Origin of the sequence: Faecalibacterium sp. OF04-11AC (assembly GCF_003460645.1) — a bacterium.
Taxonomy (GTDB): Bacteria; Bacillota; Clostridia; order Oscillospirales; family Ruminococcaceae; genus Faecalibacterium; species Faecalibacterium prausnitzii_I.
Window position 1 is genome coordinate 92,125 of sequence record NZ_QTVP01000005.1, and the last position, 16,278, is coordinate 108,402.

At 45.5% G+C, this 16,278-nt stretch carries 16 protein-coding genes; 11 read left to right on the forward strand and 5 right to left on the reverse strand.

Annotated elements, in window-relative coordinates; all coding sequences use genetic code 11:
* Positions 1 to 27 precede the first annotated feature (27 nt).
* Positions 28 to 2,217: a 1,4-alpha-glucan branching protein GlgB gene (glgB, locus tag DXA70_RS04080; protein WP_128117683.1), complete on the reverse strand. Its 2,190-nt coding sequence runs from the start codon at positions 2,215 to 2,217 to the stop codon at positions 28 to 30.
* A 282-nt stretch (positions 2,218 to 2,499) separates the two neighbouring features.
* Entirely contained in the window at positions 2,500 to 3,579 is a 1,080-nt protein-coding gene (locus DXA70_RS04085) for a 3D domain-containing protein (protein WP_128117684.1), read from the reverse strand.
* Positions 3,580 to 4,227: 648 nt separating this feature from the next.
* Here DXA70_RS04085 and DXA70_RS04090 point away from each other — a divergent pair.
* Together DXA70_RS04090 and DXA70_RS04095 are read left to right on the forward strand one after the other, a co-directional pair.
* Positions 4,228 to 4,644 (forward strand): D-Ala-D-Ala carboxypeptidase family metallohydrolase, encoded by a 417-nt coding sequence (locus tag DXA70_RS04090; protein ID WP_112148368.1) that lies wholly within the window; start codon positions 4,228 to 4,230, stop codon positions 4,642 to 4,644.
* Between the two features lie 57 nt (positions 4,645 to 4,701).
* On the forward strand, positions 4,702 to 4,950 hold the full coding sequence (locus tag DXA70_RS04095) for a phage holin (RefSeq protein ID WP_022256223.1): 249 nt from the start codon (positions 4,702 to 4,704) through the stop codon (positions 4,948 to 4,950).
* A gap of 67 nt (positions 4,951 to 5,017) precedes the next feature.
* On the opposite strand, the gene DXA70_RS13575 is transcribed toward DXA70_RS04095, so the two are convergent.
* The 3 genes from DXA70_RS13575 to DXA70_RS04110 form a co-directional block, all read right to left on the reverse strand.
* Positions 5,018 to 5,194, reverse strand: coding sequence for a hypothetical protein (locus DXA70_RS13575; RefSeq protein WP_158565130.1), 177 nt, complete (start codon positions 5,192 to 5,194; stop codon positions 5,018 to 5,020).
* 575 nt (positions 5,195 to 5,769) lie between these two features.
* Positions 5,770 to 7,065 (reverse strand): tyrosine-type recombinase/integrase, encoded by a 1,296-nt coding sequence (locus DXA70_RS04105; protein WP_055158599.1) that lies wholly within the window; start codon positions 7,063 to 7,065, stop codon positions 5,770 to 5,772.
* An 86-nt stretch (positions 7,066 to 7,151) separates the two neighbouring features.
* A complete protein-coding gene (locus DXA70_RS04110) occupies positions 7,152 to 7,781 on the reverse strand; it encodes a helix-turn-helix transcriptional regulator (protein ID WP_055158601.1) in 630 nt (209 codons plus the stop codon).
* 171 nt (positions 7,782 to 7,952) lie between these two features.
* On the opposite strand from DXA70_RS04110, the gene DXA70_RS04115 reads away from it, so the two are divergent.
* The 9 genes from DXA70_RS04115 (at position 7,953) to DXA70_RS04155 (ending at position 16,236) form a co-directional block, all read left to right on the forward strand.
* The gene (locus DXA70_RS04115; protein ID WP_004843519.1) at positions 7,953 to 8,183 is read left to right on the forward strand and encodes a helix-turn-helix domain-containing protein; all 231 of its coding nucleotides are present in this window, start codon (positions 7,953 to 7,955) and stop codon (positions 8,181 to 8,183) included.
* Positions 8,184 to 8,323: 140 nt separating this feature from the next.
* Positions 8,324 to 8,638: a hypothetical protein gene (locus tag DXA70_RS04120; RefSeq protein WP_006859028.1), complete on the forward strand. Its 315-nt coding sequence runs from the start codon at positions 8,324 to 8,326 to the stop codon at positions 8,636 to 8,638.
* Positions 8,638 to 8,997: a hypothetical protein gene (locus DXA70_RS15285; RefSeq protein WP_128117685.1), complete on the forward strand. Its 360-nt coding sequence runs from the start codon at positions 8,638 to 8,640 to the stop codon at positions 8,995 to 8,997. Before DXA70_RS04120 ends, DXA70_RS15285 begins: the two co-directional genes overlap by 1 nt.
* Complete coding sequence (locus DXA70_RS04130) at positions 8,967 to 10,688, forward strand: MobA/MobL family protein (RefSeq protein WP_117807244.1); 1,722 nt, start codon at positions 8,967 to 8,969, stop codon at positions 10,686 to 10,688. The genes DXA70_RS15285 and DXA70_RS04130 overlap by 31 nt, the downstream gene beginning before the upstream one ends.
* Positions 10,627 to 11,373 carry a DUF6040 family protein gene (locus DXA70_RS04135; protein ID WP_128117686.1) on the forward strand — a complete coding sequence of 249 codons (747 nt, stop codon included), beginning with the start codon at positions 10,627 to 10,629 and terminating at the stop codon, positions 11,371 to 11,373. The genes DXA70_RS04130 and DXA70_RS04135 overlap by 62 nt, the downstream gene beginning before the upstream one ends.
* Positions 11,374 to 11,481: 108 nt before the next feature.
* Positions 11,482 to 12,150, forward strand: a complete 669-nt coding sequence (locus tag DXA70_RS04140; protein ID WP_015520152.1) for a response regulator transcription factor — start codon at positions 11,482 to 11,484, stop codon at positions 12,148 to 12,150.
* Complete coding sequence (locus DXA70_RS04145) at positions 12,147 to 13,160, forward strand: sensor histidine kinase (RefSeq protein WP_055156115.1); 1,014 nt, start codon at positions 12,147 to 12,149, stop codon at positions 13,158 to 13,160. The genes DXA70_RS04140 and DXA70_RS04145 overlap by 4 nt, the downstream gene beginning before the upstream one ends.
* 111 nt (positions 13,161 to 13,271) lie before the next feature.
* Positions 13,272 to 14,039 (forward strand): ABC transporter ATP-binding protein, encoded by a 768-nt coding sequence (locus tag DXA70_RS04150; RefSeq protein ID WP_055156116.1) that lies wholly within the window; start codon positions 13,272 to 13,274, stop codon positions 14,037 to 14,039.
* Positions 14,029 to 16,236: an ABC transporter permease gene (locus DXA70_RS04155; RefSeq protein WP_055156117.1), complete on the forward strand. Its 2,208-nt coding sequence runs from the start codon at positions 14,029 to 14,031 to the stop codon at positions 16,234 to 16,236. The genes DXA70_RS04150 and DXA70_RS04155 overlap by 11 nt, the downstream gene beginning before the upstream one ends.
* Positions 16,237 to 16,278: the final 42 nt, after the last annotated feature.

Sequence of the window (16,278 nt, forward strand, 5' to 3'; positions counted from 1 at the left end):
GTGGAAATGGTTCAACAATGTAAAAGCTTACTCCTTGGGCGCCGCCGCTTTTTTGGCGCGGGGCTTACGGGCGGGCTTTGCAGCGGGCTCTGCCTCGGCGGCGGTTTCGGCCTTGGATTTGCGGCCACGCTTGGCCGGGGTCTTTTGTTCCGCAGCGGCTTCTGCCTTGGCCGTCTTCTTCACGGTCTTTTTGGGCTTTTCCTCCGCGGGCTTTTCAGCCTTGGCCTTGGTGGTGCGGGTGGTTTTCTTTGCGGTCGCCTTCTCTGCCTTTTCCGCAGCCTTGTCCTCCGCTTTCTTGCGGGGGGAGCGCTTTGCAGGCACCTCAAAATAGAGGGTGCTCATGGGCGGCAGGGTGATGGTGATACTCTGCTCAAAGCCGTGCAGCGGCTTCTTCTTGGTGCGGACCGCCTTGTTGTGGACAGCACCGGAGCCGCCGAATTCCGCATCATCACTGTTCAGGATCTCTTTATAAGTACCGGAGACCGGGGCACCCAGCGTATAGCCCTCGCGCAGGACGGGGTTGAAGTTGCAGACCACCAGCACCTGCTTGCCGGCGGCATCCTTGCGCAGGAACGCCACCACGCTCTGCTGAGAGTCGTCCGGGACGATCCACTGGAAGCCCTCCCAGCTGTAATCGATCTGCCAGAACGCAGGCGTGTTCTTGTAGAACTTGTTCAGCGTCTTGACATAGTTCTGCAGCTCGGTGTGCTTATCGTAATCCAGCAGCATCCAGTCCAGCGGCTTTGTCTCGTTCCACTCGGTGAACTGACCGAACTCCTGGCCCATGAAGAGCAGCTTCTTGCCCGGGTGGGCCAGCATATAGCCGAAGAACGTGCGGAGGTTTGCAAACTTGGCCTCGTAATCCCCCGGCATCTTGTTGATGAGGCTGCCCTTGCCGTGCACGACTTCATCGTGGCTGATGGGCAGGACGAAATTCTCGCTGAACGCGTAGAAGAAGCTGAACGTGACCTTGTTGTGATTGCCCGCACGGAAGAGCGGGTCGGTCTTCATGTAGCTGAGCATGTCGTTCATCCAGCCCATGTTCCACTTGAAGTTGAAGCCGAGGCCGCCATCCGAGACAGGCTTGGTGACCAGCGGCCAGGCCGTGGACTCCTCGGCGATCATGTACTTGTGGGGATGGCGGCCCAGCACGGTGCTGTTCAGCTTGCGCAGGAACGCGACGGCCTCCAGGTTTTCCTTGCCGCCGTCCTTGTTGGGCTCCCACTCGCCCTGCTTGCGGTTGTAATCCAGGTACAGCATGGATGCCACGGCGTCCACCCGCAGGCCGTCGATGTGGTACTGCTCCAGCCAGTACAGCGCGCTGGAGATCAGGAAGCTCTGCACCTCATTGCGGCCAAAGTCGAACACCATGGTGCCCCACTCTTTATGCTCGCCGCGCTTGGGGTTGGGGTCCTCGTAGCAGGGCTCGCCGTCAAAGCGGTAGAGGCCGAACTGGTCCTTGGGGAAGTGGGCAGGCACCCAGTCCATGATGACGCCGATGCCGGCCTGATGGAGCTTGTCCACAAAGGCCATCAGGTCTTTGGGGGTGCCGTAGCGGCTGGTGGGGGCAAAATAGCCCGTGACCTGGTAGCCCCAGCTGCCATCGAACGGATACTCCATGACGGGCAGCAGCTCCACATGGGTGTAGCCCATCTCGGTGATGTACGGGATGAGCTGGTCTGCCAGCTCCGAGTAGTTGTAAGGGACATTGCCCTCTTTGGTCTTCCAGCTGCCCGCGTGCATCTCGTAGATGTTCATGGGACCGTTGATCACGTCAGCTTTCTTCTGGGCGGCCTGCCAGCTCTCGTCATGCCAGGCATAGCCGTTCAGGTCGTAGACCTTGCTGCCGTTGGACGGGCGGGTCTCGGCGTGGAACGCGTAGGGGTCGGCCTTATAGACCAGATCCCCCGCGCGGGTGGTGACGCAGTATTTGTACACGTCGTATTCTTTCATGCCCGGGATGAACAGCTCCCAGACAGAATCGCCGTCTACTTTGCGCATCGGGTGGCTTCCCGGTTTCCAACTGTTAAAATCGCCCACCACGCTGATGGCCACGGCATGCGGTGCCCAGACGCGGAATACCACGCCCGTCTCCCCGGCCCGCTGCTCAATGTGCGCGCCAAAGTAGCGGTACGCTTCACAGTTATTGCCCTGCTTGAACAAATACACAGGCAGGTCCGATGGACTGCTGTGGATCTTTTCCTCAGTCGGTTTCATAAACGCTCCTCCCCGTATCGGCTGCCGGATGGCAGTCTGATACCTTTTACTCTATTATATTAAAAAATTATTTCCGATTTTGCAAGGCTTTTTCCATAAAATGTACCATAATCTTTTCCTTAATATTTTTCTTATATATACAAACTCGCCAATTTTAAACGAGAAATATCAGCAAACCTGACAGAAACCGGACAAAAAAGAAACATCCGTCCCTTTTTGTGCGGAAATTGCACAGAAAGAAACGGATGTTTTTTCTTAAAATTTACCAGCGCTGCCAGCGGCTCAGTTCACAACGTAAACATTGACCTGGATGGCGCCATTGATGACCGACTCGGCGTAGGTCTCATAGAACAGATCCACAAGGATGTGGCCGTTCTGCAGGGCAATGCCGGTATCGGTGGCCACCGCGTAGCCGTAAACAAAGCTGCCATCGGTGGAGGTGATATACAGCAGGGTACCGTAAGGGATGACACTTGGGTCCACGGCCACGGTGCCATAGCCCAGGCCTAAGCCGGACGAGCCCTTGCCGCTCTTGGAATAATAGCCGGTGGCCTTGCCCGTAAGCACCTGGCTGTAGGAGGACGGCGGGTTGGTGGTGCCGTCCGGGCCGGTCAGGGGCGAAACGGGAGCGCCCGCGCCGTAGGTCTTGACCACATGGTTCGTGGGCTCCGCGGTGGTGGTCACATCCACCACCATGCTGTTCTCCAGCTCGCCGTCCACATAGCGCTCACGGGTGGTAACGGTCTGCTGGCCCTCCGAGCCATGCTGGAGGGTGGTGGTGCGGCCGGTGTTGCGGAAGTACAGGCTGGTGTAGACATACTCGGTATCGTAGGGGATGGTCTGGGTCTCCACCTTGTCCTGATAATCCACACGGTGCACCACGATCTTGCTGCCCACCGTGACCAGATCGTTGAGGGCAGGCTCCGTGTAGTCGTCGGCATCCAGCGTGATGCCCGCGCGCTCCAGCGCGTCGGCCACGGTGCCGACGGCCATCCTGACGGAATACTCCTGCCCGTCCGCCTGAATGCTGACGGCGAACGCGCGCTCAATGTTCAGGGAAGCAAGGTTGCCGCTGAACGCAGTGTAGTAGACGTTGTCGCCTTTCTCGGCCTCAATGCCGGAAAGGTTCATCACGCGGGCCGTGTCACTCTCAGCCGAGGTGAGGACCACCTGCCGCTCACCGTGGGAGTCGGTGACGTAAGTCAGGCGCAGATTCGCGGCGGTCACAGCCAGCGTGAACACAAGGCACGCCGCCATGACGCAGAACGCCAGCACACGGTGAGAGACTGCACGGCTGCAGTCCGTGATTGCTTTTTTAAATTTGACGGAAGCGATACGAGACAACTCCTCTCTTTTCATCATTTTGGTTCCGGGAGCCGGATGCAGGCATCCATTGCTCCACGCGCAGGCAGTACCCGCCTGTGCTCGGGCCGTCTTCGGACGGAATTTCACTTCATCTTTGTGAATTTTTATACGCTGCAACGTCTGTTGGTTCGTTGAGCGGGCATTATTTTAGCAGACTGAGCCCGATTTGTCAAATCCGCCGTCTGGACTTTGTTAGATGCTTGACATAGTTCTTTGTGCAATTTGCACAGTGTTTTCCCTGAAATATATTATTTTAGAGTATTTCTTTCTGATTTTCGCACAAAATAGTTGTCTTATTCGTTCATAATTTTTTAACATCTAAATTTGATTTTCCGGGGGTAAAATTGCAGTTTCAAAGCCCGTTTTAGTGACTGCAAACCGACCGCAAACGGCCAATTTCCGCACAAATTCGGCACTGATTTTTTGTAAAAATCAACGCCGAATTTCTTTTGAATTTCTCGCTAAAAATGGCGTTTAGCAAAATGCCGAAACGTAAAAACACGTAATAAAAAAATATGCACTTCCGCCTTGGCCGCCGCTCTGGTAGAATCGGGCCAGCAACCCGGGAAGCACCGCCCTGCGGCCGCAGGCAAACCCCATGGGAGATACATTATGAGATACATTATATAATAGAGAGGAGGTCCCATGGCCCTAAAAGCCTATTCCCTCGCCCGGGACGGAGCACTGCACCTGACTCCGCATTTCCGGGTGCGGGAGTTCGCCTGCCGGGATGGTTCCGACCCCATTTTTGTGGAGGAAGAACTGGCCGCCCTGCTGGAAGCCATCCGTCTGCATTTCGGGTGTCCGGTGGCCATTACCAGCGGGTTCCGCACCGCCGCCCACAACGCTTCGATCCCCGGCGCTTCGCCCCACAGCCAGCATCTGTACGGGCGGGCCGCTGATTTCCGGGTGGAGGGCGTCAGCGTGGCGGAAGCCGCCGCCTACGCTGAGACCCTGCTGCCCGGCAAAGGAGGCATCGGGCGCTACCCGCCCCGCAAAGGCCGCGCCTGCGGCTGGGTACATCTGGACACCCGCAGCACCAAAGCCCGCTGGACGGGCTGAGAGCGGCCCATCCAGCGATTTGAAATTTACCACCAAAATAAGAAAGGAGAACCCTCTATGAAAAAGCCCTGCAAGATCTCTGCCTCTACCATGGCCCGCACCGCCGCGCTGGCGCTGGCCCTGACCAACCAGCTGCTGAGCTGTACCGGCCATTCCGTGCTGCCCATCGAGTCCGAACAGCTGGAGCAGCTGGTAAGCACCGGCATCACGGTGGCAGCGGCGCTGGTGAACTGGTGGGAGAACAACAGCTTCACCCCCGAAGCCATTGAGGCCGACCAGTACCTGACCCGTCTGAAGCAGAAATAACGGCACAAAAAAGCACCCCGAGGCTGATATTGCCCCGGGGTGCTTCTGCTTGCACCGTAAAAAGAGCTTATTTCATTTCCCAAACGACATCTTCCGCAGCCACATGGTTTGCCTGTGCGGCATCGTGTGCATCGGCAGCCTTTGCAAAGCTGCCCGTGGTAACGGACATTGCCGCCAGCACCAGCATGGCCAGGGCGCAGCCCAGCAGCCGGATGGTCATTCCATTCACATTACCGTTCATCATTTCCAAGCTCCTTTTCCTCAGGCCGCCCGGCGGACACCATTCCGCCCGGGTCAGCACCCATTTTCCTGGCTGCGAGCCCCCTCTATTGGCCCGCAGCGATCCCAGACACGAAAAAAGCCCAGAGTGAACACACTCCAGGCTCCATTGTCTGCGTTAAGTTCATGATAGCGCTCCGGGCAGGTTTTGTCAAGAAAAATGAAGAGCTTTCACCTCACAGCATTCTTGCATCCATCTCATTTGTCTGCCCCCGCGCAAAACGCCCCGAAACCGTGCGGTCTCGAGGCGTTTCTTTTATGATTATAACGTATACAAGGCAACCGAGGGCTTTTCTGCTAATACAAGCTTCATTCGATACTGCTCCTTTCGCAAAAAAATTAGCAGCCAAGCACCGAAGCACATGACTGCTCTGTAAGGAACGGTATTCTGTTTTAGGTCTACAAACTGGAATTTATATAATTATTCCTCTAACTTTCCCTATTTTACAGGCTTTCCCGCCTGTTCATTAGTGAAATGATATGTAGTTTCCCTTATTTTTGCCCTTATGAGATAATCACAAGGGAAATAAGGGAAATTTTTTAGTCATTGCCTACCACTTTATCAAGAAGCCGAACCGATTTTCGTTTCGCATCTCTTGTGGAGTGAGCATAGACGTTCATTGTGGTACTGACATCTGAGTGTCCTAACAATTCCTGCACATCTTTTGGGGCAGCTCCATTTGCTAAAAGGTTGCTTGTATAGGTGTGACGTAACTGGTGGAAATGAAAGCCTTCAAATCCCTCTAATGTTTTTGCTACCTTTCTGCATACCGTTCCCAAAGTAGTCGGAAGTTCCAGACAGCCATCAGGTCTTAAGCAGACGAAAGAAATTTCTTTATAATCTGCCGGGACTTCCTCTGTTCTGTCTAAGCAATAATACTCGTAGTACACTCTGTTTTTCTCTTTGACCTCTTTGTAGTAGTTCGTGTGATAAAGTTCTCCGTACTGCATTCGATTCTTTAACTGCTCTTTCCGGGCATTACGGAAAATCTCTACCAGCGTATCTCCAAAATCAACAATCCTCACTTTTTTCCGCTTGGTTGGTCCGATGATATATTTGCGCTTTGAGCCATCATATCGGATGCTGCGTCTTATGGTAAGGCATTGTTCTTCCAGATTTACGTCCTGCCACGCCAAACCGCAGGCTTCTCCAATACGAAGCCCGGCATAATAGGCTATCTGGATTGGAAGTATTGCGGCTGGGTTCTTTTTTTGAAGATACGCAAGCAGTCTTTCATAATCTTTTCGTGAAATTGGTTGGATATTTCCGTCCATGTCCTCATCCGAAAACAAATCAACTTCGTCCGTCTGATACCGCAGTTTAATATACTGCATAGGATTGAACGTAATATACTGTTTTGGAAATACTGCAAAGCGGAATGATTGCTGCATGACTGCGGAAAAAGAATGGATGTAGTCTTTGCTGTAACCCTTTTTCTCTTTTCCATCGGGATGAACTCCCCCGAAGGAAAGCAAATCAAAGAAGGATTGCAAATGCTCAGAGGTTACATTTTTTAATTTCCGTTCTGCCAGCGGATGTTTCTTAATATTTCGGATTGTTCCGAGGTAATTCTCCACCGTACCATTGCTGAGCGTACCTGTTTTTAATTCCTCCTCTGCCCACACATCCAGAAGTTGTCCGACTGTGAGATTTTCCGCTTTGGCAACAAATTTCTTTTTCTCATAATCATCCATTGCCTGACGGAGCAGTTTTTCAGTTTCACTTTTGCTTTCTGTTCCAACGCATTCTTTCTGAACAAGATTGCCGCTTGCGTCCTCTACATAGAAGCGGTAGTACCATTTCTTTCCTTTTTTTCTTACAGATCCTTTTGCCATAATCGTATGTCTCCTTTCGATATTAGACAATCGGAACTGATGAAATGCTTCGTGCGTGTAAGTATATCATAACTCCGGTTGTCTTACTATACCGATTCGGAATCTTCGTATAAGACTTCTGATAAAAGATTTGCAAGCCTTTGTTCTGCTGTTTTTGGTTTCTTGGAATAGAGCCTTACAACGTCTGCCATCTCATTAAGAGCATTGATGGTAGGAGTGATTTCCCTTAAGAACATAATCTCATTATATTCCTCATTCGATTCAAACCCTATTGTTTTGGCAATATCCGTCTGACCATCATTCCCCTTGAAGTTTTTGCAGGCGAACTGGAAGGAATCCAAAAACAGACCATATTGTTTTAACATCAGCAGTAATAAATCTTTTGAAAAAGCATCTTCTTCTTTGGTAAGGGCAAGCGGTAACTGTTCCAGAATATCTCCCATCGCATCACGAATCTGTAACTCTCTCTTATCCGTAATGTCGGTTTCATATTCGTCTGTTTCCCCTTTGAGCCATTCCACAGATACATGGAGTGCTTCCGAAAGACCTTCCAGCACCATTTTTTTCGTATTGTCAATCGAACCATTCTCATAACGCAGGATTGTAGAAGCGGTAACTCCCATCTTTTCTGCGACATAAGGCTGTGTCAGATTCAATTCCAGACGGCGCTGTTTTATTCTGCTGCCTATCAGCTTGCGTAGTTCTTTATCTTTCATGCTGACTGCCTCCTTTTTCGGTATGTATGAATTATAGCATTGTTTCTCTAAAATTGCAATATGCAATATAAAAATTGTTTTTAATATTTCGTAACGCTTGACAAAAAGATTTGGAAGGGATATACTTACATCACAAGAATTGCATAATGCAATTTACAGGGAGGTGATTATATGACGCAAAGAAAAATTGCATTATCCATCGAAGAAGCTGCCGACTATACGGGAATCGGCAGAAACACCTTAAGACAGCTTGTAGAATGGAAGAAACTTCCGGTATTAAAGGTTGGTCGTAAAGTCCTGATTAAAACCGATATTCTGGAAATGTTTATGGAAGCGAATGAAGGTCGTGATTTGAGGGATAGAGGAAATGTAAAAGCCGTAACAAGAACTGCGGCAAATTAAAAAGGCGGCTTCCAAAGAAACCGCCAAAGGTTCTATCAGACCGAAGCCATGATATACCTACACGCAAGAAGATTATACCATGTGCTTCTTCTGATACGCAACCGAGAACTTATGTTTGCAAAAGAAAGGGGAATGTAATAATGGCAAAATCAACAAAAAGTTATGAAGAACGAATGCTTGAAATGGAAAAGAAGGAACAGGAAAGCCTTGAAAAAGCAAAACGATATGCAGCACAGAAGAAAGAACTTCTAAAACGAAAGAAAGCCGAAGAAAGTAAAAAACGAACCCATAGGCTCTGTCAGGTTGGCGGTGCGGTGGAATCCGTTCTTGGTGCGCCTATTGAGGAGGAAGACATCCCAAAGCTGATTGGTTTTCTGAAAAAGCAGGAAGCCAATGGGAAATTTTTCTCAAAGGCAATGCAGAAAGAAACAAATACTGATATGGAGGAAGTGTAATGACGGAGGGGATGAGTTTTTCATTCCCTTCATTGCTTTTTCATGAAGGGCGCATTTATGGACAACCAGAGGTCGTCCCAATAAGTTTGCCACAAGTGGCAACCGGTCTGCGCTCACGCTTGCCGGGCTCGTTCCGTCGGCGGGGCTTTCAGCCAGACCTGCTCATGCCGCAGGAGGCACTCTTCGCCAGAGAGGCGCATTCCATGCAGGCTGCTATGCGCAGGGCACTCTTACGCAGAGGGCGTTCCGGCAATGCTGCTTTTTCTAAAACTGAAAGCAATGTTGCCGGAAATCTATGCCGGATACGTCAGAAAGGAGGAATCCAGACATGGCGATTTTTCATTACACAATCAAAATAGTCGGACGAAGTAAAGGGAAATCTGTTATCTCCGCTTCCGCATATCTCAATGGGGATGTGATGAAAAACGAGGAAACCGGGAGAATCAGTTATTACACTTCTAAAAAAGAAGTGGTCTACACCAGTCTTATGATGTGTGAAAACGTACCTCCTGAATGGCAGATAGTACTAGAAGAAAATATAAAACGCTTTCAAAAATCTGTCCGATACAAAAGATCAGAAGATAAAGAAGCTACTTTAGAAAAATTTAAAATCACATTTCAGAAACAAAGGTTATGGAATGAGGTATTGAAGATTGAAAAAAATGCAGATGCCCAACTTGGCAGGTCATTTGAATTTGCCCTTCCCAAAGAATGGAACAGACAGGAACAAATTCAATATACAACTGACTATATTCAAAAAACTTTTGTAGATAGAGGAATGTGTGCTGATTGGAGTATCCACGATAAAGGGGATGGCAACCCCCATGTTCATCTTCTTCTGACTATGCGTCCTTTTAACCCGGATCATTCTTGGGGAAAGAAAGAAGTCAAGGATTGGGATTTTGTCAGAGATAAAAACGGAAATATCGTGATTGATGAATCCCATCCGAACTGGTGGCAGGATAAGAAAAACCCTGACCGTCATGGAATCCGTATCCCTGTATTAGACGAAAACGGAATTCAGAAGATTGGTGCAAGAAACCGCCTGCAATGGAAACGGGTGCTGACCGATGCTACCGGATGGAACAATCCAAAAAATTGTGAACTGTGGCGGAGTGAGTGGGCAAAGGTGTGTAATGAACATCTTCCTTTGCATAATCAGGTCGATCACCGTTCTTATGAAAAACAGGGAAAACTCCAGATTCCTACCATCCATGAAGGCGCTGACGCAAGAAAGATTGAACAAAAGTTTCTTGCCGGGCAGGAAATAAAAGGTTCGTGGAAAGTAGCGGAAAATCAAATCATAAAACAACAAAACACGTTATTGCAAAAGATACTGGACACCTTTGGAAAAGTATCGGGTGCATTATCATTATGGAAGGAGCGATTAAATGACATTAGAAGAAAGCCGGGAAATTATACCCTTAATGGAATCCATGATTGGGCAAATCGAAGAACAGCAGACCTTAATGGCAGAAATGATTCTGGAAATGCAGAATCGGGACACCCAACTCTCTCTTATGCAGGAACAGAATCAGAAATTGCAAAAATTAAACAGCGAGTTATCCGAGCTGCTCAACATTTTGCCAAATACCGAGGAACTGCTTTCCAAGATGGAAGAACAGAAAACGAAGATAGAACTTTTGGAAAACGAAAATCAGCAATGGCAGAAATTGGTACAGAAGCTGAACAGCGAAAACAGTTTATTACTGAAACAGAACACCGAATTGCTGAACTGGAACAGCAGATAGAGAAAGGACGTGATATAGATGAACGAATCCAGAGAATCAAAGAACGCCGAACAGTTGGAAGAACTTCTCCTCTTGACCGAGGAGATACAAGAAGAACTGGAACAGAAAGACCAGCTTATCGTGGAACTAAAGACGCAGCTCAACGAATCTCTGACCTTGAACGAGAAATTAAACAAAGAGAACAGAGCCGGGAATATTCAAGCATTAAAGAACGACTTGAAGCTAGCAGACAGAGCATTGCGGAACGAGAAAGAGAAGCTGCGAAGCGCAAACGTCACGATAGGGGAATGTCAAGATAAAATACGATGCTTAACACAACAACGGGATTATGCCCGGACACATCAGAAAATCGTAGAGATACCGGTAGAAAAGCCGGTACCCTATGAAAAATGTGAAGCCTGTGACCGGACAGCCTATCAGAATGAAAAAGCGAAATACGAAACACAAAAAGAGCGACTTGCAGGACAGTATAAAGCAAAAACGGTAATGTTCCAAAAAACCTTGTTCCTTCTTGCATGGTATTCGCTGACAACCACTCTTTTTCAGGCAGTACAGTCAGATGTGTTTCTTTCCGATTGCAAATCATTCTTCCATGATGCAGCGTCATTCATACAAACTTTTATCGGTTGGACGATTGAGGTCGGGCAATCTGTGGCACAGATTAGCACAAAAATTCCAAATCCTTTTATAGCCGGAATGGTATATTGGATATTGCTAATATTGATTGTAGGAATATGTGTGGCAGGAACAGGGATACTGGCGATACTGATAGAAATAAAGGTTATAGAATTATATAGGGAAAAGTGTTGGGATGTCATTACTCTACTGATGATACTGACAAGTGCTGCTGTCATCATTTATTTTGGAGAAGCAATCAAAAAAGCACTGTCAGTAAATCTTCTATTGCTTTTTGTACTTTTGCAGGGCGCATATGTTGGACTTAGGTGTTATTTAGAATCGTACCTTGAGAAAAGAAACTATTAAGCATTTTTTACAAAGCTATGTACAAAATCATTCTAAAATTCCCATTCAATAATACGATTGAGAAAACCTCTCTGATACAGTATAATAAAGTGTTAGGGAGGTATCTCTATGAAGGAAAAAATACTAATCATTGAAGATGATTTTACGATACAAACACAGCTTAAAACTCTTTTGTATGGGAATGGATATGAAGTATTTGCAGTTACGGATTTTTCCCAAACAATAGAGCAGTTAAAAGAAGCTGCACCACATCTGGTTATTCTGGATATAAAACTTCCGGGGAATAACGGTTTTGAAATATGTTCTCAAATTCGCACTTTTTCAGATATTCCGATTGTATTTGTAACAAGCAGCAATACAGATATGGACGAACTAAACAGCATTATGCTGGGTGGAGATGCGTTTATCACAAAGCCTTATAATCCTGCTATTCTTCTTGCTAAAATTGCTGCATTGTTAAAGAAAGCCTACCGTTCCTCTCAAACAGAAATTTATATGTGGAAAGAAGCTACCCTGCATTTGGAGAGTAGCATGATAGAGTACAAAGGACAGAAAGCAGAATTGACAAAGAATGAATTGAAAATCCTCTACTACCTTTTTAAGAACGCTGGAAAAATCTGTTCCAGAAATGATATTGTGGATTTTCTTTGGGATAATCAGCTTTATGTTGATGATAATGCCCTAAGTGTCAATATTACCCGTATTCGTGACAAACTGGCAACAATCGGACTTGTAGATTTCATTAAAACAAAACACAGGCAAGGATATACATTATGAATGGAAAACAATATTTGAAAAATCAACTCCCCGTTATTTTAATCAATCTGCTGGGTATGCTTGCCTTTGCCTTGTTCCTGATTGCAAGCGATAATCCTATCCAAACAGTCCTGTTTATTCTTGCGGTCTGGTCGATTGTCCTTGTTTTATCTTTGCTGACTTTTTATTTCTCACGAAAAAAGTATCTGAATAAATTGCTCAATATGACGGAGCAATTAGAAGAACGATATTTATTGCCGGAAATCATGCAAGTGCCGGAAAGGGCTGATGAACAGGTTTTTTACCAGATTATGAAAATGGCTGAAAAATCCATGTTGGAACGGATTGGCGAAGTACAGAGGGAACGCAGGGAATATAAAGAATACATTGAACAATGGATACACGAAGTAAAAACACCAATTACAGCTATGAAGCTGCTGTGTGAGAATAACCGTTCTCCCTTTTCCAGAGAGGTATTGGCAGAGTTAGAGAATATCAATCAATATACAGAACAGGCACTTTACTATGCCAGAAGTGAACACGCTGAAAAAGACTATTCTGTCCGTGAAGTCAATTTATGCGATGTTGTGAATAGTGCAATCGCAGATAATAAGTATCTTTTGCGTCAAAGTAATATGTCAATTCAGATAGACGATATAGAAACAATGGTTTACACTGATGAAAAATGGGTGCGGTTCATCTTAAATCAGATTATCGGTAATGCAATCAAATACCATGCAGAGCAGCCTATTTTGCACTTTGGGGCAACAAAAACGAATGACAAGATTGTGCTATCTATCAGCGATAATGGGATAGGTATTCCTAAAAGTGATTTACCCCGTATTTTTGAAAAAGGATTTACAGGTCAGAATGGGCGAACCGGGAAAAATTCTACTGGAATTGGCTTATATCTTTGCAAGCGTCTATGTGATAAACTGGGAATAGGACTTACTGCTTATTCCGAAAACAGAGGAACAACGATTTCACTTATCTTTCAAATGAATGATTTTATTATCGGAGTGCAGGGCTGACAGGTTCTGCACTTCTTACATTTTTGTAAGAACTGTGTAAGAAAACTTGATACAAAAAATGAGATACTCCATTTACAATATGGGTATGGAACAGTTAAGGAGGTTTATCCGATGAATACAATTTTGAAGCTGGAGCATATCCAGAAATATTATGGCAATGAGGGGAATATTACCAAAGCCATTAAAGATATTAGTTTTTCTGTGGAAGCCGGAGAATTTCTCGGAATTATGGGTGCGTCCGGTTCTGGAAAGACAACGCTGCTAAACTGTATTTCTACGATTGATACCGTAAGTGCAGGGCATATTTTTTTAGAGGGAACAGATATAACGGAAATCAAACCAAAATTCCTTGCCCGCTTTCGCAGAGAGAATTTAGGTTTTGTATTTCAAGACTTCAATTTGCTGGATACATTGACAATTTCAGAAAACATTGCACTGGCATTAGCAATCAATAAAGTCCCTGCAGGGATTGTAGAACCCCGCATTTTGGATATAGCCGGAAAGCTGAATATCAGCGATATTCTAAACAAATATCCTTATCAGGTATCGGGCGGTCAAAAACAGCGTTGTGCCTGTGCAAGAGCAATTATCAACAATCCGAAACTCTTATTGGCAGATGAACCGACAGGAGCATTAGACAGCCATTCCTCACAAATGCTGCTGTCTACCATTCAAAGTATCAATGAACAGCTTAGGGCGACAATTCTTATGGTAACTCATGACGCTTTTACCGCCAGCTATGCCAACCGTATTCTTTTTTTGAAAGACGGAGAAATCTTTATGGAACTGCGCAAGGGCAACGACAGCAGAAGTGCTTTTTTTGATAAAATTCTGAATGTCCTTACCATGATTGGAGGGGGACAGAGCCATGTATGCTAAACTTGTTTTCAGAAATGCAAAACGGTCTGTAAAAGACTATCTGGTCTACATTGTCACAATGACAATCTGTGTTACCTTGTTTTATGCGTTCTTGTCTATTTCCAGTAGTTATTATAGCCCGGATATAGGCAGCGAGTATGATTTTACTCTGTTAAGTGACGGAATGAAAATTGCAATCTGCATGATAACATTGCTGTTGTTATTTTTGATACGGTTCGTCAATCATTATATGCTAAGACGGAAGCAAAAAGAGTTTGCTGTCCAGTCCATTATGGGAATGGAACAAAAAACTATTGGCAGGATTTTCTTTGCAGAAACACTGATTATGGGTATGTTTTCCATTTTGATTGGTATTTTTTGCGGTGTATTTTGTTCTCAATTCATTACCGCAATGCTCCTTACTGCTTATGGAAAGCCTTATGAAATCTCATGGACATTATTCCCGGATACCGTTTTGTTGACAGTGGTATTTTTTGTGGCAAGTTTTTTTGTGGTAGGAATTTTCAATACCCGTACCATTCAGAAAACAAAAATTATTGATATGCTTTCCGCAGAGAAAGAGAACGAACCAGAGCTAAAAAAGAGCCGCTTCATTTCTGTTGTAGTAGTCCTCTTTGAAGTATTTACCGTATGGGGATTGATTGCAGGAATACAAAAGGTCTGGTTTTATTATGACACCCGCTTTGCGTTTCCGGTGCAGCTTATGTTTTGGGGAAATATTCTTTTTCCGCTGCTTACTTTGCTGTGGTCGATATTTTGCATAATCAGAAAGAAAAAAAGAGAATGTTTCATTGCTGGTTTGCTGATATGTTCTGTATTGAATGCTTTTACAGCAGCCAGCGTTGCAGCATTAACAAATAAATATTATCTGCCTTTAGGTGGTGGAACGCTCAATCAATATCTGCTTTTTGTTGTGATTGACTTACTTTTCTTCATTTGTGCCTTCATTTATCTTACCAGTGGTTTGATTGTAGCATGGAAAGAAAAATCGCCAGAACACCGATACCATGAGGAAGCACTTTTCTTTTTCGGACAGATTACCTCAAAGCTGAATACGACCAGCAAGACTATGGCAGTCATTTGTATCACTTTGGTATTAGCAATTTTCATGTTCGTTGCAGCCCCTATTTTGACGGGCTGGTCGTCTGGTTATTTGGATATACGCTCTATGTATGATGTGCAGGTATATTCGAGATACAATGATGTTTATGAAGAAGAAAATCTGCCACAGGACAGTTATGAAATCATTACTGATTTTCTGGCAGAACATAAAATAGATACAGACTATGATTGCACTTTCAATCTATATCTGCCAGAGAAAGACGATTTTCACAACAGACAGAAATATGATTTTCCGATTGTGGCAATTTCTTTAAGTGATTATAACACCATAAGGAAAATGTTGGGTTATGAACAGATTTCTCTGGGGGAAGATGAATTTACGACACAATGGGCGGCAATCGCCACCGAGGAAGAACGGGATAGCTTTTTGAAAGAGCATACCAGTATTTTGACAGACGCAGGAGAATTGACTCTTTCCGAGCAGTCCTATTATGAGGAAGCAATCGGAGAAACAGCGTACAATTCCTATACAGATATACTCTATGTACTTCCAGACAGTATTTGTGAAAAGCTGTTGCCGGTAATAAAAAACCGCTATATCACAACAGAAGAAAACATCTCCTATGAAAATGCAAGGGAACTGGAAAAATTTTTTACAGAGGAATACCCAGAGCAAGCAGAAAGCGGTGTTATGTATGGAATACGGTTCAGTACATTACAGAGGAACAGTACAATAGCAAATAATTTTGTTTTACAGGCTGCAATGCTTTATGGTGCTGTTGTATTGATGATTATATGTCTTACCGTACTTTCCTTGCAACAACTCTTAGACGCAGGACAATATAAATATCGCTTCTCTGTACTCCGAAAATTGGGGGTGGAAGAAAAGCATATCGGAAAACTTATCTTGCAACAATTAAGTGTTTGGTTTGGGCTTCCAATTATCACAGCAATCATTGTAGCTGCTGTTGTAATAGCTTACTTTATCCAAACCATATCAGCAGAAATTTCAGCCTATATCGGGTTTGGTGCATTGATGTTACAAATAGGGGCAACAATGGGCATTTTGGCAATTTTATTGATTTGTTATTTCATAAGTACATGGATTATTTTTAGGCATTCTGTTAATCCATAGAAAATATGTAATTATTGCATTTCGCACATTCTTTAAAGAGGG

Bases quoted from the DNA above. Each gene is read 5' to 3' on its own strand.
- glgB (WP_128117683.1), bottom strand. From the start codon at position 2,217: ATGAAACCGACTGAGGAAAAGATCCACAGCAGTCCATCGGACCTGCCT.
- DXA70_RS04085 (WP_128117684.1), bottom strand. From the start codon at position 3,579: ATGATGAAAAGAGAGGAGTTGTCTCGTATCGCTTCCGTCAAATTTAAA.
- DXA70_RS04090 (WP_112148368.1), top strand. From the start codon at position 4,228: ATGGCCCTAAAAGCCTATTCCCTCGCCCGGGACGGAGCACTGCACCTG.
- DXA70_RS04095 (WP_022256223.1), top strand. From the start codon at position 4,702: ATGAAAAAGCCCTGCAAGATCTCTGCCTCTACCATGGCCCGCACCGCC.
- DXA70_RS13575 (WP_158565130.1), bottom strand. From the start codon at position 5,194: ATGATGAACGGTAATGTGAATGGAATGACCATCCGGCTGCTGGGCTGC.
- DXA70_RS04105 (WP_055158599.1), bottom strand. From the start codon at position 7,065: ATGGCAAAAGGATCTGTAAGAAAAAAAGGAAAGAAATGGTACTACCGC.
- DXA70_RS04110 (WP_055158601.1), bottom strand. From the start codon at position 7,781: ATGAAAGATAAAGAACTACGCAAGCTGATAGGCAGCAGAATAAAACAG.
- DXA70_RS04115 (WP_004843519.1), top strand. From the start codon at position 7,953: ATGACGCAAAGAAAAATTGCATTATCCATCGAAGAAGCTGCCGACTAT.
- DXA70_RS04120 (WP_006859028.1), top strand. From the start codon at position 8,324: ATGGCAAAATCAACAAAAAGTTATGAAGAACGAATGCTTGAAATGGAA.
- DXA70_RS15285 (WP_128117685.1), top strand. From the start codon at position 8,638: ATGACGGAGGGGATGAGTTTTTCATTCCCTTCATTGCTTTTTCATGAA.
- DXA70_RS04130 (WP_117807244.1), top strand. From the start codon at position 8,967: ATGGCGATTTTTCATTACACAATCAAAATAGTCGGACGAAGTAAAGGG.
- DXA70_RS04140 (WP_015520152.1), top strand. From the start codon at position 11,482: ATGAAGGAAAAAATACTAATCATTGAAGATGATTTTACGATACAAACA.
- DXA70_RS04145 (WP_055156115.1), top strand. From the start codon at position 12,147: ATGAATGGAAAACAATATTTGAAAAATCAACTCCCCGTTATTTTAATC.
- DXA70_RS04150 (WP_055156116.1), top strand. From the start codon at position 13,272: ATGAATACAATTTTGAAGCTGGAGCATATCCAGAAATATTATGGCAAT.
- DXA70_RS04155 (WP_055156117.1), top strand. From the start codon at position 14,029: ATGTATGCTAAACTTGTTTTCAGAAATGCAAAACGGTCTGTAAAAGAC.